Here is a 17996-nt window from a genome sequence, read left to right as displayed (position 1 = left end):
CATTTAATAAGGTAAAAACATGACTAAAAGTGACAAAATTAACTTTTCTACTCCCAGCGGATTTCCCGAATTTCTACCTAGCGAAAAGCGTCTCGAAGTATATTTACTAGATATAATTCGTAAAGTTTTTGAAAGTTATGGTTTTACACCCATTGAAACCCCAGCAGTAGAACGGTTAGAAGTGTTACAGGCTAAAGGTAATCAAGGTGACAATATTATCTATGGTATTGAGCCAATTTTACCACCCAATCGCCAAGCTGAAAAGGATAAATCTGGAGAAACCGGTTCAGAAGCTAGGGCTTTAAAGTTTGATCAAACTGTTCCTTTTGCTGCTTATATTGCTCGTCACTTAAATGAATTAACTTTTCCTTTTGCTCGTTATCAAATGGATATGGTATTTCGGGGGGAACGGGCAAAAGATGGACGATTTCGGCAATTTCGCCAATGTGATATTGATGTAGTTGCCCGTGGTAAATTGAGTTTACTTTATGATGCCCAAATGCCGGCAATTATCGCGGAAATCTTTGAAAAGATTAATATTGGTGATTTTGTGATTCGCATTAATAACCGCAAAATCCTCACAGGCTTTTTTCAATCAGTAGGAGTTGCGGAAAACCAAATTAAAACCTGTATTAGTATTATTGATAATTTGGAAAAAATTGGCGAAGCTAAAGTTAAACAAGAGTTAGAGAAAGAAGGTATTTCTTCAGAACAAACGGAGAAAATTATTGAGTTTGTGAAAATTGATGGCAGTATTGATGATATTTTAGATAAACTTAAACACCTAGCTGAGAATTTGCCAGAAGCCGAACAATTTAATTTAGGAGTTACGGAATTAGAAACCGTAATTAATGGAGTTAGAAATTTGGGAGTTGCTGATAAACGTTTCTGTATTGACTTATCTATTGCCCGTGGTTTAAATTACTATACTGGTACAGTTTATGAAACTACCTTATTAGGTCATGAGGCTTTAGGGAGTATTTGTTCTGGTGGCAGATATGAAGAATTAGTGGGAACGTTTATCGGTGAAAAAATGCCTGGTGTGGGTATTTCTATTGGCTTAACTCGGTTAATTAGTCGGTTGTTAAAAGCGGGTATTTTGAATACTTTATCTGCGACACCAGCGCAGGTAATGGTAGTAAATATGCAAGAGGATTTAATGCCTGTTTATTTACAAGTATCACAACAATTAAGACAAGCAGGAATTAATGTTGTCACTAATTTTGATAAAAAGCAATTAGGTAAACAATTTCAAGCCGCAGATAAACAGGGAATTAGGTTTTGTGTAATTATTGGTGCGGAAGAAGCAGCAGCACAAAAATCATCATTAAAGGATTTACAAAGTGGTGAACAAATAGAAGTAGCTTTGAGTGATTTATCAGCAGAAGTTAAACGGAGGATTTCCATAATGCAAAATTAATCAATAAATCATCAAGAAATCCCAGCAATGAATTAATCTCACGCAATCTCTCTTAGAGATCCCGCAGGGTAGACGCAAAAGCAAGAGTTTTGATAGCGTAAGTTTAGAAGTCCCCTAATCTAACTCTCTTCGTCCTTCTAATGCCCTTGCTAAAGTTAATTCATCAGCGTATTCTAAATCCCCACCGACGGGTAAGCCAAAGGCAATCCGGGTGACTTTAGTAAATGGTTTCAGTAATTGACCTATGTATAATGTTGTGGTTTCCCCTTCGATACTGGGACTAATAGCTAAAATCACCTCTTGGGGTTTTTGTTCGCTGACTCGTCTCACTAAGGGTTGAATATTTAACTGTTCTGGTCCGATACCATCCATTGGGGAAATTACGCCACCTAAAACATGATATTTACCTTTAAATTCACGGGTTTTTTCTAATGCAATCACATCACGGGAATCTGCAACTACGCAAATAGTTGTATTATCTCGCTGAGGGTGACGACAAATTTCACAGACTGGATCTGATGACAGGTGAAAACAAACTTTACACAAACCTACTTGTTTTTTCGCGTCAACAAGTGCTTGAGCTAAAGCCTCTACTTCTGCTTCTGGTCTTTTTAAGATGTGCAAAGCTAATCGTTGGGCGCTTTTGGGACCAACTCCGGGTAGCCGTTGCAATTGTTCGATTAATCTGGCTAGGGGACGTGCGTAAACCGTAATTCTACCTCCGGGGTTTTTTCTATTTTACAGTTAAAATTATGTTTCGCGCAAAGACGCTAAGGAGCAAAGACGCAAAGTTTGAGGAATTTTAACTAATAAATATTATAATCATGATTTATGCGGAGAGATTCACTTTTCTATAAACTCTTTCAACAATATCCATCTTTGTTGTTTGAACTGTAGATAAAATCTATTTCTGGTTGACCATTATCTGTGTTGGAAGAATTGAGTGAAGCTCTTTTAGATTTTCAGAGTTTGAATGATTTGCAAACTTGGTTGTTAATACATACTCCGGCAAAAACTGACTAACTATGTATTCTCGGTTCTGGATGTAAGGTTGATAATAATTGACTTTCCACCTCTGCTAATTCGTCTAATCTGTCCATGACTATTTTTCGGTCAAAATAAGTATCAGCTAAAACCCAATACATCCCAAAATGTCGGGCTTCTGATGCCATTAAACTGCGGTAAAATGCGGCTAATTCTGGTTCTGGACAGTTAGCAGCGAGGAGTCCTAAGCGTTCATGACTGCGGGCTTCTATTAAGCCGGTGACGAGTAAGGAGTCTAAAAATCTATGGGGTTCTTGTCCCCGAACTTGGGATTTTAATCCTGCACCGTAGGGGGGTGCGGACAGGGCTGCTAGTTTGATGTTACGGCGTTCTAGCCATTGATTGACGAGTTCAAAGTGTTCTAGTTCTTCCCGTGCTATTGCGGTTAACTCCCTCACCATTTTAGCATTAGAGGGATAGCGAAACATCATATTTAAGGCTACTCCAGCGGCTTTGCGTTCACAGTGGGAGTGATCTAGTAATATAATATCAAGGTTAGCGATCGCTTGCTCTACCCAAGCATTACTGGTAGGTTGTTTGAGAGCGTTGATAGTGGGTAAAGGGGAACTCAGCACGGGAAGAAAAACTCCAAATTGAACAATTCAGTTAATTAATTTTAATCTGAAATCAGCGATCGCTCACTGGTGATTTATACTTTGAACCATCAGGCATAATTGCACCTTCGAGGAAAGCACTACTCAATTCATAATCGCTGACTTTAGCATTTTTGAGATTTGCACCTGTGAGGTAAGCTCCCTCCAAATTAGCACCACTTAAACTAGCATCTTTTAAATTAGCACCACTCAAGTTAGCATGACTCAAATCTGCACAAATTAAATTAGCATTACTCAAGTTAGCACTACTCAAATTAGCCTGATTCAATTTAGCAAACCCCAATTTTGCATGACTCAAATTTGCACCACTAAGTTTAGTTTGACTGAGATTAGCATTATCTAAATCGGCATAGGTTAAATTAGCATTACTCAAATCGCATTCCATCAAATTAGCTTTACTCAAATTGGCACGAGGGAGATTAATATCTACTAACTCCGCACCAGGAGCATCCAGACCCCGCAAAGAAACTCCATCCTTATTCAAATCTTGCAGTGCCAAAACTCTGGCATAACTAACTTTAACATCCTTTGCCGCATCAATCGTACCCCAGGCTTGATAATGAAATTGTTTTCTGCGGTCTGGAGCTTCTTTAATGAAGAGAACTAGGGCAATAACTAAACTAATACTGTCAGCAGAACCTAAAACATCTGCTAGGACAGAATTATCATTAGCAATAACAACAAATACGATAAATATCAATGTGGAAACTAGAACAACTAACCATGTTGGTGCTGACCAGAAAGTATCAATAAGTTTACTAGGAATTTGTTTGAGGACTTCACTTAATGGCTGTTTTGATATTTTGGTCTGGAATTGCTGATACTTTTTAATAAAATTATTGATAATTTCTTGTAAAATTTCCCTATCAATCTGAATTGATATCAAAACTTTTTTATCTTGTTCTAATGTAGACTGCAATAGTTGAGATTCTTGGGAAATTTCGGTTTTTAATGTTGTAGACTTCGCTAAAGTTGCAGGGTTTTCAGTTGGGATAGGTTTTGGTAAAGTAGCAGGTTTATCAACTACTTGCGGTGAAGATTGTTGACTTGCACCTTTTAACATCAAAGCAGTAATATCTCTATAAGCATCTAACCAAGCTTTTTTAACTTCAGGAGTCCAATCTTCACCAAGATACTGCTCAAACGTCACTAAAAGGGCTTCACCTACTGGTTTATAATATTTAGGAGTAGCTCCATAGCTAATATGTCTAGCACCTAGAGCGTTGAGAACTGGAGATAAAGCCTCTGGGTTGCGGAGATTTTCTACTACCAATACCAGAGAATTGATCAATTTTTTCCCTTGGGTTTTCATCTCCGTTTTAGTAAACAGTGGTTTCACTTCTGGGTAAGCTTGAAAAAGATTTTCGTAGAAATTAGCTGCAAATTCATCAGCGTAAGGTTTAACTTTTTCAAAACTTTGCACTAAAAGTTCAACATTTAAGGACATAAGTTTTTCTCCGTTAATTTAATTTAACTTTACTTACATGAAAAAATTTACGAATTAAAAAAATATATATTTAAGAAACCAGAGAAGTAGGTGCAAGATTTGAGCCTCCAACGGGGGCGGTTTGCCCCCCGCAACAGATGAAAGAAACACATTTAAATTGAAAACCTGAAATCCTTATTTGGTAAGGTTTATAAAATGTGCTTTTTAGGAGTTCTCCTATTGTGATATCTTCTGTTCGTCTGGTGTTTCAACTTTTAACGTTGTAGCCTTGACTAAATTTATAGGTTTCTCAACAACTTGCTATTCAGATTTTTGTCCCGCACCTTTGAGCATCAAAGTAGTAATGACTCCATAAGCATCTAGCCAAGCTTGTTTAATTTCAGGAGTCCAATCTTCAGCGAGATACTGTTCAAACGTTATTAGCAGAGCTTTTCCCACAGGTTCATAATATTTGGGAATAGCCCCATAACCAACGTGCCTAGCACCTAGAGCGTTAAGGACTGGACTTAAAGCCTCTGGGTTGCGGAGATTTTCTACTACCAAAACTAGAGCCTTTAACAACATTGTTTCTTGTTTTTTCATATCTGTTTTAGTAAACAGTGGTTTTACTTCTGGGTGCGCTTGAAAAAGATTTTCATAGAAACTGGCTGCAAATTTATCAGCGTGAGGTTTAATTTTTTCAAAACTTTGCTCTAAAACTTCAACATTTAACGACATAAGTTTTCCCTCGTTAATTTAACTTTGTACACATGGAAAGATTGTGATTTAAAAAATATTCAAGAAATATTCAAAAAATATTTATGTACCTTGAATTTTTACTTATTCACAGTTTAACTTACTTTGCATTTCTCCTGCAAGTTAATTTTATAGAATCCCTGTAACCTAAAAATTTCTGTGATTTGAAAAAAGCAATTACAAACTCAAATTTTCTAATTCTTCCCATAGAGTATTCATAAACTGATTAGCATCCTTAATACCCATTTCTCCCAATGCTTCCCACTCCTCTGTGGTGTAATCTAAATCCTGTCCCATAATGTCTTGAGTCCAATAAGGTAATTTCGATGGATTTTCCATTAACTCATAAGTCATCTCCAATATTTTTGTTCCTGTCGTATTTTCCCTAACCTTTGTACTCAAGCAAAAAGCCAGTAATTTAGCGAGATTGCTTTCCGGGGGAATAGATATCAGGAAAGCCATATTTTGTGCGAGAGTAAACTTATCTAATTTCATTGTGATACCTTGTTTTAATAAAAAACTGGTTTAACTTTGAGGAAAAATGTTGCTCAAGTAATAATTGTATTTAGCTAAAAAGAAAAGACAGTTCTTAGCGTCCCTGTCGTGATAGTGCCGTTATTATCCTGATTTGCCGCATTTGTGATTACTTGAATTAGAGGTGTCACCCGGATATGATCATTAATCGGGAGGTTATAAAATGCCTCAAAGTTAGTTTGAGTAGCATTACCAATATTACCTTCAATAAAGGGTTGACCGGCTGCAATACCTGCTAAAGCTCCCCGCTTCAATAAGTCTCGAAATCCAACACCTGCCATCCAATATTGAGGATTGAGATCGCCGAAGGTAGTGTTACTATAATCACCGTAGCCATAACGACCAAAAACCGCCAACTTATCTGAAAGTGCTAATTCAAAATTAACTCCAAATACATCAAAGCGGTTACTCAACATCTGCCCCCCACTGTACTGGAGACGGACTGCAAGGGCTTTGGAAGGAGCATATTCAAATTCAGCTATACCTTGGTAAGTATCACCGAATAAACCACCAGCGCCTGCATTGGTAGAATAAAGCAGTGGAACAAACGAGGATAAACCTCTAACGATCCCTTGATTGCTAGGATTTTCTGCATTTGCGGCTACGTAAACAGCACGGATGCTAAAAGGTGTGGCTTGAGGTTTCCAATCAAATGCTGCTCCAGCCCTGAGTCCAACGATAGGAAAGAGAATAAAGTTGTTGATAAATGCTTGGGTGGTAAAGTCTCGGAAACTGAGAGAGGCGTAACTGTTGCGATCCACATAGGCTGTAGTCCGAATGTTAGGACCGACAGAAACTGTCATGTCTGGAATTGGACGGAAAGTGTAATACAGCATACCTACGCCCAGATTGCCATCGCTGGGTGGTTTCACTGAAAAGTCTAAAACACTGCCAAATACAGGCTCTAAAACCCCGGCGGCGTTATCACGACTACCGTTGCTACCAGTATCAAGCAGAATTCTTAGGCGATCGCTACCATTAAAACTGGTGTTTAAATCCAAAGCAGCACGATAAAGGCTGGTAATATTGGGGTCGTTTCTCGTGATCTCTGCACCTGTGGCGCTGACAATGCGATCGCCCTCAAATCCTCCTCCATTCACTGCCAAGATGACTTGACCTGATAGCTTTGTCGTTGTAGAAAACTGATTGGCTTCTAGCTGAGTAGTGCCAGCTTCCAGAGTGTCTACTCTTCCTCGCAAAGTTGTCAATTCTTGAGCGAACTCTTTCTGTAGTTTTTCTACGACAATTAAATCCTCTTGAGTTAGTTCGTCGGCAACTTTAGTTACTATCAATTCGTTGACGCGATTCAAGCAAGAATTTAAAATATTTGCAAATTCATAACGAGTTAAAGCGCGGCTACCACGAAAAGTGCTATCTGAATAACCTGTAATACACCTATGTCGCTCAATTAAAGATTGCAGTGCTTGAAATGCCCAATCTGTTACTTGCACATCAGTAAATTGATCAACACTAGTTACTTCCTTGGGAGTAGACATTTCAGCAATAGCAGAATCGGGGAGTTGATCTGATCGCGTCAACGGTTCGGCAAATACGGGAGTAACTTGGGTTAAGAAGTGGAAAAGAAATAAGCTGATGGCAATCTGCCAAGGTTTGTTAAAACTCAGAGTCATGTTATGTGCAAAAAAGTGAATATATTTGATCACAGTTAGATTCAAGATAGGTTTTGAATTGAAACTATTTATCGAACTCAGGCTGTTTTCGTATCATACTTATGTACTATCGTAAAAAATTTTTGTTCTCGGTAATATTCACTAAAAGCTTCTGCATAGGGACGAGTCTGGAAAATTCCGGCAATATAAGCGCGATTGCCTAGTATATATTCTTCTTTGGCGTTTGGCATAAGAGCGAGAAAACTTTTTTCCTGTTCTTGATTAGGATGAACCATTACACCATATAAAGAGGCTTTTTGTTGATTGCCATAATCGCCAAGAATACCAGATATTTCTGCTCCAATTAATTCCTCTTCCTTGGTAATCTCCTCATCTATATTAATTAGTGCCTGTACTACATCACTAAGACTCATAACTTGTTCTTTTGACGGCTGAAGGGCTAAATAAACTATTACTTCCTCACGGATTTTATTAAATTTCTCAATACCCTTTTCTGGTGGAGGTTCAGCGAAAAGATGGCTAGGATCAATCTCCCAACTATCGGCAAACATTTGAATATATTGCCGTTCTTTTTCGTTAAGTTCATCATCCAACCACGCAACGCGATATAAAATGTTCAGCAATTCTTTTTTTCCCGATGGCTGGGTGAGAGCTTTGATTAAGTTAGTTGATTCCTTTGCTTCTTGTTTGAAAGCTTTGATAAATTTCTGCCAAATCCCATTATGCTGAGGGTCTTTCACCCAAAACCCAATGGCGACTAAAAATAAGAAAATATACATACAAAGCCGAATAAAGTTATCTAAAGCTATCTTGATATCACCATGTATACTATAATATACAAGAAATGGTAAGGTAGTAGAAATAGATAAAATTTGGGCAAGTAATGATCTACTTTGTACCACTGTAAGTTCATGTTTGCGAGGCCAAATCTTATTAATAGCTAAATAAGTCATAAGAGCAGTAATTGCTACTGATATTAAAAGTATTCCCTTCAAAATAGATTGCAAAACTTCCATATTTTTCCTTTTTTTAGATATAAAATGAACGAATAAACACAAGCTATTAATTTTTCTGCTTCCTTATCAGCGGGTATTATAAGTTTGTACTATCGTAAAAAAGCCTTGTTCTCGGTAATTTTCACTAAAAGCTTCTGCATAGGTAGCGGTCTGGAAAGTAGCAACGATGAAAGCAGGATTCCCGCAGATATATTCCTCTTTCGCTTCTGGTACAAGAGCCAGAAGATTTTCTTGCTCTTTTTGATTAGTGGGATGAATAATTACCCCGTATAAAGCCGTTTTTTCCTGACTTGCATAGTTAATGAGCATCCCAGATATTTCTGCTCCAATTAATTCCTCTTCCTTGGTAATCTCCTCATCTATATTAATTAGTGCCTGTACTACATCACTAAGACTCATAACTTGTTCTTTTGAGGGCTGAAGGGCTAAATAAACTATTACTTCTTCACGGATTTTATTAAATTTATCAATACCCTTTTCTGGTGGAGGTTCAGCGAAAAGATGGCTAGGATCAATTTCCCAACTATCAGCAAACATTTGAATATATTGCCGTTCTTTTTCGTTGAGCGCATCATCTAACCACGCAACACGATATAAAATATTCAGCAATTCTTTTTTTCCCGATGGCTGGTTTACAGCTTTGATTAAGTTAGTTGATTCCTTTGCTTCTTGTTTTAAAGCTTTCAGAAATTTTTGCCAAACTCCTTTATGCTGAGGGTCTTTCACCCAAAACCCAATGGAGACTAAAAATAAGACAATAAACATAATTAACCTAAAAGAATAAGTTAATACTGCCCCCCAATCATTTTCTAAAGTATTGTCAATAACAAAAGGTAAGGAAACGGAGATCCACACAGCCATAGCAATTGGTGAATTGCTCTCCACCACTAGGGGATCATGTTTGCGCGGCCACATTTTATTAATAGTTAAGTAAGAAATAAGTGCGGTAGTTCCGACTGATATCAGCAGTAAAAATTTAAAAATTGATTCAAAAAGTTCCATGATTTGTAGACATTTAATGGTAAAAGTTGAATATTTGTTGTTTATTTTTTAGGTAGTAATTGCCAGGAATGCAGGTAGATTTTACCTGAGAATCTGACAATTTCTGTATTTTGCCAGGGTGAGTTTTTCTATTAGTTGATTTTTCAAACTTTCAAAATAATTAACACTATCTTCCAGTTCAGAGGCTTTTGCATAGCGAATTAATGGTTCAAGCAGCCAAGATTCTGTAGATGTCATTTTCGGTTCTAAAGTTAAGAGACGTATTTTAGTATCTATCCATTGTAAATTAGAGGGAATATGAGATCCATGGGCATGACAAGTTTCCATCAATTGATCGAGAATTACCTCGAAATTTTCATCTTTTCCATAAACTTTAATCATTTGTCCCACTTTAAATACATGGTAAGCCAATTCACGGATTTTGGATTGATCAGAATTTGCTAATATTTGACTGATTGTTAAAATCTGGAAATTACCTTCATCATCAATTGACATTAATTGCCCCAATAAATTAGTGCTGAGGTTACTTAATGCTTTATCAAATTCCATACGGGTAGGAGAAATGTTAGGAGCAACTTCAAACCATGCTCCTTTTCCTGCTAAAATCTCATAACAACGTTCTCGTGAGGTGATATCTCCGCCAGTGATTTGTGTTCTTCCTCTTAGTCCTGGTCGGTAAATTGTATTACCTTCATTACCTTCCCTTACACCAGTTTGAATTGTGACTCCTCTTAAAAATCGGGAGACAATTCGAGGCATAATATCAGGCCAAAGGTCAGCTAAACGACCAAATAGAGTGGCTTCTTCGATTTTTTCAATGAATATTTGCCGGAAGTGTTGAAAGTAAATGCCGTTGGCAGATAAAACAAGGTAGGGAAAGGGTAATTCTGTTTGTGATAGTTCTTCTTGTTCTGATATGAGAATGAGTAATTCAACAGCAGTGCTGATGATGCTTAAAATTTGGTCGGGATTGGGACAGATAAGGACTATTTCTGGTAAAACACCTAACTTATAATAGCTAAGAAGGTCAGGTTTAAGGATTTTAGCTGTGGGGAAATATGTGATAGTTTCATTAGCAGCGATGTCTTCGGCGAGCGCAGCTATCGCAATTTTTCCGCTTTTTTTCAACCCCTGAGAACTACTGGAATTTTGTCGTTCGAGAAAATAAACTTCATCGTCTACTTGTGTCAGTTCCTTGGTGAGATGATAAAAAAAACTGACTCCCAGTGCGCCAGCAGGTAGGATTCCCACACTACCTTTGATTAGTGAAACCACTGTTAACCCTCCTCAATTGTTGAATATTTATTATTTATTTTTTAGGTGGCAATTGCCAGGAATGCAGATAGATTTTACCTGAGAATATGAAGTCATCAAATTCTCAGGTAATCGCTCTTAATCCTTAAGTTTCAGCTTATTCATAAAGACCAAAAAATAAATTACCAGGCGCTTCTGGGTTGTTACTCAAGTAGAAATCAGCAACTAGATTCAGGTAGTCATTTTTCATGATTTTGCCATCCCCATCGAAATCCAGCTTGGCAAAAATTTCTGCGGCTAAACTATCATTACCAATTCCGTGAATTTGGTATATGACTTGATATTCTTCAAGACTTATTGAACCGTCCTTATCTATATCCTGAATGTTGAAAAACATACTTGCTACTCTCATCCAGAGAAAGTCGCTTTCAGGATTATTCAGTACGTTGTCTTGATAGGCAAGCCACTCATCTAAAGTCACTTTATTATCAGCGTTTTTGTCGGCCTCTTTTGCCAGTGCTTCCCAGCGCTTACCATAGGTTGAGTAAATATATTTGTAGGTTTCTGAATCTTCAGCTACGTTGTAAGCTTTTGCAACACCATTGACAATTTTATCAAAATCGGGCTTTTCCAAAAAACCATTTTTATCAATGTCAAGTGTATGAAAATAATAGGTCAATTTCTTCGTCTGAAGTTCTGTTAACATGAATTATCTCCTGAAATAAAAGAGGCTAGTAAACCTATTGTTAATCTCCACTGTTGAGTTCTCATATTCAACAGATGATATTTCTAAATATTCAGCATAATAAAATACATAACTAAAGTCTAATGCTTTATAATCATAGCAGTTATAACTTTTAGGCATACCCCACATAATAATGGAATTACGCCATCTTAAATATTTCGTGGTGGTTGCAGAAAACCTCAATTTCAGTCGTGCTGCTACCCAACTTTATATTTCACAACCTGCGTTAAGTCGTCAAATAAAAAATCTTGAAGATGAACTGAGTGTTATCCTCTTTGTCCGACAATCGGATGGATTGAAACTCACTGAAGCTGGAAAATTTTTTCTCGAACAAGCTATTGCTTTACACATTTTGGTTTTCCCCCGCCCATCTACTTATTTAATTTTTAGTAAATGAGGTAAATTTAGCAAGAACACTATTCTGACCGAAATAGTATCCCTGACAGTGATTGCCATTAGCATAATCAGGTTCATTCATCAGTAGTTGATGAGCTTTGAATAAATTCCAGCTAGGGGTTTTTGGACTAATATGATGAGTCAAATGTAAGTAATCACTATGTGGAAACATCAGGAATTGAAGCAAAGGATTAGTAAATACATTCCTTGACTGCTTTAGGGATTCGGTTTCCCATACAAAATGCTCCGTCATAATGACAAGCCGATTAATAATGCAATAAACGGTTATAAAGGGAACTAGATAGAAAAATGTAAATGGTATCCAAGCGTTATAAAAAGTAATTATCGTTAAAATAACTACCCAGTAAAAAAGTCTGACAATCTTTTCTGTTTTGCTACTTGTCCATAATGGCTCAAAAAACTTTAAATACTCACCATTTCCATAGCTACAGGTGAACACTTTGAATATGTGCCAGCGCATCTGTGAAAGTTCTAAAGGAAAATAATTATAATCAGATAAGGTAGGATCATCGGATTTGATAGCCTTTAAGTGATGTCTTAAATGTGATACTCTGTACCTCCACAATGAAATGTGCAAAGGAAAAGCACAGAAGATTGAAATAATCCAGTCATTCCAGACGGGATCTTTTAAAACTGTACGATGAGTACCTTCATGAACTAGATTAGCAAATGCTTGCAGTCTAGAGCCAATGAGGATAAGAGAGATAGGATAAAACCAGTTATTGAGGTAGAACAAAGTAATTGCTAAGAGAATAACTAAATAATCACCTGCAATACTCAATACACCTTTAACGCTATCAACTTCTTTTAGTTTATTGAGTGCTAGTTTTGTTGTTTTCTGCATAATTATTTAGTTAAAAAAACACAACCAATTAGAATAAAAAATATTCCTAATAATTTGAGTGCTGTATAAGTCTCTTTGAATATGAAAATACTGAATAATAGAGCAAATAAAGCATCTAAACCAACTATTAAAATGTACGTAGATCCCATATCTTTGATTCGCATAGCGATCGCCTGTACTAATCCTCCCAAGCTAAAGAAGACAATTAATCCTATCGTTCCTAGAGGATTTGTTAGACCTGCACTAAGTTGCGAAGCAAGTGCGCCAAGGCCAAAAAGTATCCCAGAAGTGAGACTAAGAAGTAAATATTGTAGTAGCATAGTTAGTCTTAATTGATCGTAAATGGAGGCTATTAACCCTATTGTTAATTTTCACTGTTGAGTTCTTATATTTAAAAGATGATATCTCTAACAATTCAGCATAATAAAATACATAACTAAAGTCTAATGCTTTATAATCATGGCAGTTATAACTTTTAGGCATACCCCACATAATTATGGAATTACGCTATCTTAAATATTTCGTGGCGGTTGCAGAAAACCTCAATTTCAGTCGTGCTGCTACCCAACTTTATATTTCACAACCTGCGTTAAGCCGTCAAATAAAAAGTCTTGAAGATGAACTCAGTGTTATCCTCTTTATCCGACAATCGGATGGGTTGAAACTCACTGAAGCTGGAAAATTTTTTTTGGAACAAGCCAGGGATATTTTAAATCGTGCTGATAATGCAATTCAAATTATTAAGAATAATTATACAAATATAGATGAGCCTTTAATAATTGGCTATATCCCAACTATCCTGGAGAGTTTTTTAGGTGAAGCGTTACACCGTTTTGGAGTTGCCTATCCTGACATTACTTTACGTTTGCAGGAGATGTCCCCTAGTGACCAAGTGAAAGCTTTACGAGATAAAGTTATAGATATTGCTTTTATGGGTAATCCACCGGATGATTTAGAACCAGAATTTATAGTTAAATGCGTTAAGGAAGTTGTGATTGATGCTGTAATACCAGATACCCATTTATTAGCATCTTGTCCTTCAATTAATTTGATGGAACTTGCATCTGAAAAATTTATTGGGATGTCTGAACAGACTTTTCCAGGACGAAATGATCGCATCCGTGATACTTGTTATCAAGCTGGTTTCATACCAAATCTGAACTTGTTAGCTGATAGTCATGCTTCTATGATTGCCCTTGTTGCGGCTGGACAAGGGGTAGCAGTGATGCCGAGGGAGGCAAAAGCATTGCCTCATCCTAATGTGGTGTTTATGCCCCTTTATCATCCCATCTACTACGCTCGTTCCACTGCGGTATGGAGGAAAGAAACTGTTTCTGCATCTTTGGATAAGTTTCTTAATATTTTACTTTTGAATTCCGTTCTCTGAATACTATTAATTGTGTTTATTCACAGACACAAATGGTAATTTTAATAAACTGATAACATTAAAATCTCTGGTTTCTTCGGGTACACCTAATTGGATAGTTTCTGGTTGGGGTGGATAATAACGAGATTGAAAAATTATATCCCATATAGTTAATAAACTTGTATAATTACTATTTAAATATTTGGTTAATTGACAATGATGAGCGCGATGATAATTAGGTGTGACAATAAAATAACTCAGGAATTTATCTACTTTGAAAGGTAAAGCAAAATTACTGTGATGAAAAACTAATGATACCGCAAATAAAGATTCATATAATATCCACGCATTTGGTGTAATTCCCAATAGATAAATTAACCCAATTTTGGGAATATTAGATACAATTACTTCTACTGTATGAAAGCGGTAAGCTGTGGATATATTCATCCATCTATCTGTATGATGGACTTTGTGAAACCGCCAAGCAAAACCCCAAGTGTGGATTAATCTATGCCACGTATACATATACAAATCAAGCACTAAAAAAGACAGAATAAAATGCAACCAGGGTAAATTAATATCATAAAAAAATCCCCGCCATAAAGTTGGTTCCCAGAGAGAATTTAAGATTAAAATAACAGTTAAATTAACCACCAAAAAATTTATTAACCCCAAAATTAAATTGTGAATAACTCTTTTAATGGGATTTTGACGATATTGAAAAAAAGGAACTAAGGTTTCCAAGATTCCAAATATAATAATACTGCTAACAATAGCCAGAGATTTATATGCCATTTTCTTCAATATCCTGATAATTATGGCATATATGAGTCAATTTTCTCGCTCTATTCATGAATTCCACCTTGAACATTTTCTCCAGTTATTTCCTCAGCCTTTAACAATTCTAGCGCCTGATTAGACTTAATACCAACAGAACAATCAGTGATTAATTTATGTTCTGGTATAAGGAATTTAATGTTTATAACGTTGTCCTTTGCAAGTATTTACTTATTGGTAATTAAATCCGGATACAATACTGTATCCAACCTGGTTAATCCTGTTTACTGAAAAAGTGTTGTGTTAATTTATCCAAGCAATGGACTTTCATAATTTTAAGTTTTGTACCTCAACTAAAAAATAGGCACTACCTAAGATTTATGATTGAATACAAGTCCTCAAATTGTAACTTCGGATTTTTTCCACACAAAATTAAATAAAGCTGAGAAAAACCAAAATCCGTAAAGAAAAGTAAAATTGCCCAAAGCTTCTTCACTCTTGCCTTTTACCTTGCCATAACAACAACTTTTAACGCCAACCTACTTACCAATTACCACAATTATGACTTTAACTACAACATACTTAGGCTTAGAATTAAAGTCCCCGTTAGTTCCTTCTGCTTCTCCACTTTCAGAAGAAATTGATAATATTAAGTTAATGGAAGATGTGGGCGCTGGTGCAGTGGTTATGCACTCACTATTTGAAGAACAATTAACTTTAGAAAAGCACGAACTTCATCATCATCTTAGCTATGGGACAGAAAGTTTTGCTGAAGCCTTAACCTATTTCCCGGAAATAACTAATTTCCGAGTTGGACCAGAAGAATATTTAGACCATATTCGCAAAGCTAAAGAAAAGGTTGATATTCCCATTATTGCCAGTCTGAATGGTTCTTCCGTCGGTGGCTGGACTGAATATGGTAAACTAATTCAGCAAGCCGGGGCATCAGCACTGGAGTTAAATATTTACTATGTTCCCACAGATCCAGATTTAACTAGTCAGGATATCGAGCAGAATTATATTGATATTCTCACATCTGTTAAAGCCGCAGTCACTATTCCTGTAGCCGTAAAACTCAGTCCCTATTTCTCCAATACAGCAAATATAGCCAAGCGTCTAGATCAATCTGGGGCTGATGGTTTAGTATTATTTAATCGGTTTTATCAACCTGATATTAATTTAGAAACCCTAGAAGTAGAACCTCATGTACTGTTAAGTACACCCCAAGCCATGCGCTTACCTCTGCGCTGGATAGCCATTCTCTATGGTCATATTCAAGGTAGCTTGGCTGCAACTAGCGGTATTCATAATGCCCATGATGTAGTTAAAATGCTCATGGTAGGCGCAAATGTAACTATGTTGTGTTCTGTATTATTAAGGCAAGGAATTAATCATATTCAGTGTTTAGAAAAAGACTTGCGAGAATGGATGAAAACACATGAATATGAATCTGTCCGTCAAATGCAAGGTACTATGAGCCAGTTAAATTGTCCTAATCCTAGCACCTTTGAACGCGCTCAATATATGAAAGCTTTGCAAACCTATAACCCAGACTGGGGTAGAATTTGTACATCATTTTAGGTGATTGGGGACTGGGGACTCTGGGGACTGGGGACTGGGGACTCTGGGGACTGGGGACTGGGGACTGGGGACTGGGAACTGGGGACTGGGGACTGGGAACTGGGGACTGGGGACTGGGAACTGGGGACTGGGAACTGGGAACTGCCAAGAAAAATATTCTTCCGTACACCCTTACACCATTAAACCCATAATTTATGAAAAAACGTATCGGTATTCTTACCAGTGGTGGTGATTGTCCTGGTCTAAATTGTGTGATTCGTGCGGCTGTGAGTCATGCCACACGGACATACAATTGGGAAATAGTGGGTATTCCTTACGCAACCCAAGGGTTACTAGAACGGAAAACTGTACCTTTAAGCATACACGGTTGGGATTTGCGCGGGATTGACCCCCTGCTGAATATGGGGGGAACGATTTTAGGTAGTATTAATAAAGGGGATACTTTAGCCCATGCTGATGAAATATTAGCCGGTTATGAAGCCATTGGTTTAGACGCTTTAATTGCTGTCGGTGGAGATGGTAGTCTAAATATTATTCATCAATTAGCAGTTTTAGGTAATTGGAATTTAGTTGCTATCCCCAAAACTATTGATCATGATGTTGCTTTTACAGAACGTTCAATTGGCTTTGATACAGCAGTTAATACAATTGTTGATGCTATTAATCGTCTCATCTTTACTGCTGCTAGTCATGACCGGGTGATGATTCTCGAAGTTATGGGACGCAGCACCGGACATTTAGCTCTACACTCAGGAATTGCCGGGGGTGCTGATGTGATTTTAATTCCTGAACTCCCTTATAATATTCAGGGAATGTGTAATCATCTTACTGAATTACGTGATTGTTGGCAAAAAAAATTTGCTATTATTGTTGTTGCTGAAGGTATATCTGTTTGTTCAGAAGATGCCAATAATCCTTCTACTTGCACGACTACTAAATGTGGTCAAGGTCAATATATTGCCGAAAAAATTGCCAATTGTAGTCATCATTTGATTGATACCAGAGTTTCTGTATTAGGACATATTCAGCGCGGTGGTATCCCCTCAGCTTTAGACCGTCTCACGGCTACTATGTTTGGTAAAGTTGCAATTGATTTAATTGCCCAAGAAAAATATGATCAAATGTTAGCTTGGCAAAACGGAAAAGTTGTCACTTTGCCTATTCAAGATGTTATAAATAACAACCCCTCTCTTGTTGATCCTCAAGGTGATTTAGTCCAAACCGCTCGGTCTTTAGGCATATATATTGGGGAATAAGGGAAGAGGCAAGAGGCAAGAAATATTTCCCCCTGCTCCCTTACCTATTACTCGGCTTCAGCAAGTGCTTCTAAATGAAAAGCCACATTTTTAAGCGCCATCTCAATTTCGTTACTGTAAGCAAGACTTCTCCATCTTGGGGCTGTGGCATGATCCAAGGCAGTTGTATCCAAGTATTCTGCAAAAACTACCAGTTTTTCGGGATCTGTTGCCGCTGTTGCCAACTTTTCTAAAAATTCTTGAGGTGTCATAGATTTGCCAGGAAGGGGTAAAAGTCTTATAAATTGGTCAATTCTATGAGAATAAGTGCTGT

General features: G+C 37.1%; 21 protein-coding genes. 7 read left to right on the top strand and 14 right to left on the bottom strand.

Features of this window, described 5'->3' with window-relative positions; genetic code table 11:
- Positions 1–19 precede the first annotated feature (19 nt).
- The gene (gene hisS / locus FJR11_RS06645; protein WP_168502920.1) at positions 20–1420 is read left to right on the top strand and encodes a histidine--tRNA ligase; all 1401 of its coding nucleotides are present in this window, start codon (positions 20–22) and stop codon (positions 1418–1420) included.
- A 114-nt stretch (positions 1421–1534) separates the two neighbouring features.
- On the opposite strand, the gene recR is transcribed toward hisS, so the two are convergent.
- Positions 1535–2134, bottom strand: a complete 600-nt coding sequence (recR, locus tag FJR11_RS06640) for a recombination mediator RecR (RefSeq protein ID WP_168502993.1) — start codon at positions 2132–2134, stop codon at positions 1535–1537.
- A gap of 213 nt (positions 2135–2347) precedes the next feature.
- Between recR and FJR11_RS23810 the strand changes: the two genes are divergently transcribed.
- The gene (locus tag FJR11_RS23810) at positions 2348–2443 is read left to right on the top strand and encodes a DUF4351 domain-containing protein (RefSeq protein ID WP_371417471.1); all 96 of its coding nucleotides are present in this window, start codon (positions 2348–2350) and stop codon (positions 2441–2443) included.
- Here the strand turns inward: FJR11_RS23810 and FJR11_RS06625 are convergent.
- The 9 genes from FJR11_RS06625 to FJR11_RS06585 form a co-directional block, all read right to left on the bottom strand.
- The gene (locus FJR11_RS06625; RefSeq protein ID WP_168502919.1) at positions 2440–3039 is read right to left on the bottom strand and encodes a tRNA isopentenyl-2-thiomethyl-A-37 hydroxylase MiaE; all 600 of its coding nucleotides are present in this window, start codon (positions 3037–3039) and stop codon (positions 2440–2442) included. The genes FJR11_RS23810 and FJR11_RS06625 overlap by 4 nt on opposite strands.
- 52 nt (positions 3040–3091) lie before the next feature.
- Entirely contained in the window at positions 3092–4525 is a 1434-nt protein-coding gene (locus FJR11_RS06620; RefSeq protein ID WP_168502918.1) for a pentapeptide repeat-containing protein, read from the bottom strand.
- A 300-nt stretch (positions 4526–4825) separates the two neighbouring features.
- Positions 4826–5242, bottom strand: coding sequence for a globin family protein (locus FJR11_RS06615; RefSeq protein ID WP_168502917.1), 417 nt, complete (start codon positions 5240–5242; stop codon positions 4826–4828).
- Positions 5243–5437: 195 nt separating this feature from the next.
- Positions 5438–5755, bottom strand: a complete 318-nt coding sequence (locus FJR11_RS06610; protein WP_168502916.1) for a hypothetical protein — start codon at positions 5753–5755, stop codon at positions 5438–5440.
- A gap of 74 nt (positions 5756–5829) precedes the next feature.
- A complete protein-coding gene (locus FJR11_RS06605) occupies positions 5830–7425 on the bottom strand; it encodes an iron uptake porin (protein ID WP_168502915.1) in 1596 nt (531 codons plus the stop codon).
- A 77-nt stretch (positions 7426–7502) separates the two neighbouring features.
- Positions 7503–8441, bottom strand: a complete 939-nt coding sequence (locus FJR11_RS06600; protein WP_168502914.1) for a TerB family tellurite resistance protein — start codon at positions 8439–8441, stop codon at positions 7503–7505.
- A gap of 66 nt (positions 8442–8507) precedes the next feature.
- Positions 8508–9356 carry a hypothetical protein gene (locus FJR11_RS06595; protein ID WP_217358214.1) on the bottom strand — a complete coding sequence of 283 codons (849 nt, stop codon included), beginning with the start codon at positions 9354–9356 and terminating at the stop codon, positions 8508–8510.
- 168 nt (positions 9357–9524) lie between these two features.
- Complete coding sequence (locus FJR11_RS06590; RefSeq protein WP_168502912.1) at positions 9525–10718, bottom strand: hypothetical protein; 1194 nt, start codon at positions 10716–10718, stop codon at positions 9525–9527.
- A gap of 136 nt (positions 10719–10854) precedes the next feature.
- Complete coding sequence (locus FJR11_RS06585) at positions 10855–11403, bottom strand: EF-hand domain-containing protein (protein WP_168502911.1); 549 nt, start codon at positions 11401–11403, stop codon at positions 10855–10857.
- Between the two features lie 172 nt (positions 11404–11575).
- Here FJR11_RS06585 and FJR11_RS06580 point away from each other — a divergent pair, with 172 nt between their 5' ends.
- A complete protein-coding gene (locus FJR11_RS06580) occupies positions 11576–11839 on the top strand; it encodes a LysR family transcriptional regulator (RefSeq protein WP_168502910.1) in 264 nt (87 codons plus the stop codon).
- Here the strand turns inward: FJR11_RS06580 and FJR11_RS06575 are convergent.
- Complete coding sequence (locus FJR11_RS06575) at positions 11822–12703, bottom strand: fatty acid desaturase family protein (protein ID WP_168502909.1); 882 nt, start codon at positions 12701–12703, stop codon at positions 11822–11824. The two genes, FJR11_RS06580 and FJR11_RS06575, sit on opposite strands and share 18 nt — an antisense overlap.
- 2 nt (positions 12704–12705) lie before the next feature.
- Complete coding sequence (locus tag FJR11_RS06570) at positions 12706–13023, bottom strand: hypothetical protein (RefSeq protein ID WP_168502908.1); 318 nt, start codon at positions 13021–13023, stop codon at positions 12706–12708.
- A gap of 176 nt (positions 13024–13199) precedes the next feature.
- Between FJR11_RS06570 and FJR11_RS06565 the strand changes: the two genes are divergently transcribed.
- Positions 13200–14090, top strand: a complete 891-nt coding sequence (locus FJR11_RS06565; RefSeq protein ID WP_168502907.1) for a LysR substrate-binding domain-containing protein — start codon at positions 13200–13202, stop codon at positions 14088–14090.
- A gap of 6 nt (positions 14091–14096) precedes the next feature.
- On the opposite strand, the gene FJR11_RS06560 is transcribed toward FJR11_RS06565, so the two are convergent.
- The gene (locus tag FJR11_RS06560) at positions 14097–14864 is read right to left on the bottom strand and encodes a sterol desaturase family protein (RefSeq protein ID WP_168502906.1); all 768 of its coding nucleotides are present in this window, start codon (positions 14862–14864) and stop codon (positions 14097–14099) included.
- A 543-nt stretch (positions 14865–15407) separates the two neighbouring features.
- Between FJR11_RS06560 and FJR11_RS06555 the strand changes: the two genes are divergently transcribed.
- From FJR11_RS06555 to FJR11_RS06545, 3 genes are read left to right on the top strand one after another with little or no spacing between them, the layout of a single operon-like run.
- On the top strand, positions 15408–16427 hold the full coding sequence (locus FJR11_RS06555) for a dihydroorotate dehydrogenase-like protein (RefSeq protein WP_168502905.1): 1020 nt from the start codon (positions 15408–15410) through the stop codon (positions 16425–16427).
- Complete coding sequence (locus FJR11_RS06550; protein WP_168502904.1) at positions 16412–16618, top strand: hypothetical protein; 207 nt, start codon at positions 16412–16414, stop codon at positions 16616–16618. The genes FJR11_RS06555 and FJR11_RS06550 overlap by 16 nt, the downstream gene beginning before the upstream one ends.
- Positions 16619–16621: 3 nt before the next feature.
- Positions 16622–17683 (top strand): ATP-dependent 6-phosphofructokinase, encoded by a 1062-nt coding sequence (locus FJR11_RS06545; protein WP_168502903.1) that lies wholly within the window; start codon positions 16622–16624, stop codon positions 17681–17683.
- A 47-nt stretch (positions 17684–17730) separates the two neighbouring features.
- On the opposite strand, the gene FJR11_RS06540 is transcribed toward FJR11_RS06545, so the two are convergent.
- Positions 17731–17934 carry a hypothetical protein gene (locus tag FJR11_RS06540; protein ID WP_168502902.1) on the bottom strand — a complete coding sequence of 68 codons (204 nt, stop codon included), beginning with the start codon at positions 17932–17934 and terminating at the stop codon, positions 17731–17733.
- Positions 17935–17996: the final 62 nt, after the last annotated feature.

Source organism: Anabaena sp. UHCC 0187 (assembly GCF_009712035.1).
Classification (GTDB): Bacteria; Cyanobacteriota; Cyanobacteriia; order Cyanobacteriales; family Nostocaceae; genus Dolichospermum.
Note: the sequence above shows the minus strand (reverse complement) of the source record. Positions and strands in the feature narration are given on the sequence as shown.

Excerpts from the sequence above, each read along its gene's own strand:
- hisS (WP_168502920.1), top strand. The coding sequence starts at position 20 with ATGACTAAAAGTGACAAAATTAACTTTTCTACTCCCAGCGGATTTCCC.
- FJR11_RS06620 (WP_168502918.1), bottom strand. The coding sequence starts at position 4,525 with ATGTCCTTAAATGTTGAACTTTTAGTGCAAAGTTTTGAAAAAGTTAAA.
- FJR11_RS06615 (WP_168502917.1), bottom strand. The coding sequence starts at position 5,242 with ATGTCGTTAAATGTTGAAGTTTTAGAGCAAAGTTTTGAAAAAATTAAA.
- FJR11_RS06610 (WP_168502916.1), bottom strand. The coding sequence starts at position 5,755 with ATGAAATTAGATAAGTTTACTCTCGCACAAAATATGGCTTTCCTGATA.
- FJR11_RS06605 (WP_168502915.1), bottom strand. The coding sequence starts at position 7,425 with ATGACTCTGAGTTTTAACAAACCTTGGCAGATTGCCATCAGCTTATTT.
- FJR11_RS06600 (WP_168502914.1), bottom strand. The coding sequence starts at position 8,441 with ATGGAAGTTTTGCAATCTATTTTGAAGGGAATACTTTTAATATCAGTA.
- FJR11_RS06595 (WP_217358214.1), bottom strand. The coding sequence starts at position 9,356 with ATGTGGCCGCGCAAACATGATCCCCTAGTGGTGGAGAGCAATTCACCA.
- FJR11_RS06585 (WP_168502911.1), bottom strand. The coding sequence starts at position 11,403 with ATGTTAACAGAACTTCAGACGAAGAAATTGACCTATTATTTTCATACA.
- FJR11_RS06580 (WP_168502910.1), top strand. The coding sequence starts at position 11,576 with ATGGAATTACGCCATCTTAAATATTTCGTGGTGGTTGCAGAAAACCTC.
- FJR11_RS06575 (WP_168502909.1), bottom strand. The coding sequence starts at position 12,703 with ATGCAGAAAACAACAAAACTAGCACTCAATAAACTAAAAGAAGTTGAT.
- FJR11_RS06570 (WP_168502908.1), bottom strand. The coding sequence starts at position 13,023 with ATGCTACTACAATATTTACTTCTTAGTCTCACTTCTGGGATACTTTTT.
- FJR11_RS06565 (WP_168502907.1), top strand. The coding sequence starts at position 13,200 with ATGGAATTACGCTATCTTAAATATTTCGTGGCGGTTGCAGAAAACCTC.
- FJR11_RS06560 (WP_168502906.1), bottom strand. The coding sequence starts at position 14,864 with ATGGCATATAAATCTCTGGCTATTGTTAGCAGTATTATTATATTTGGA.
- FJR11_RS06555 (WP_168502905.1), top strand. The coding sequence starts at position 15,408 with ATGACTTTAACTACAACATACTTAGGCTTAGAATTAAAGTCCCCGTTA.
- FJR11_RS06545 (WP_168502903.1), top strand. The coding sequence starts at position 16,622 with ATGAAAAAACGTATCGGTATTCTTACCAGTGGTGGTGATTGTCCTGGT.
- FJR11_RS06540 (WP_168502902.1), bottom strand. The coding sequence starts at position 17,934 with ATGACACCTCAAGAATTTTTAGAAAAGTTGGCAACAGCGGCAACAGAT.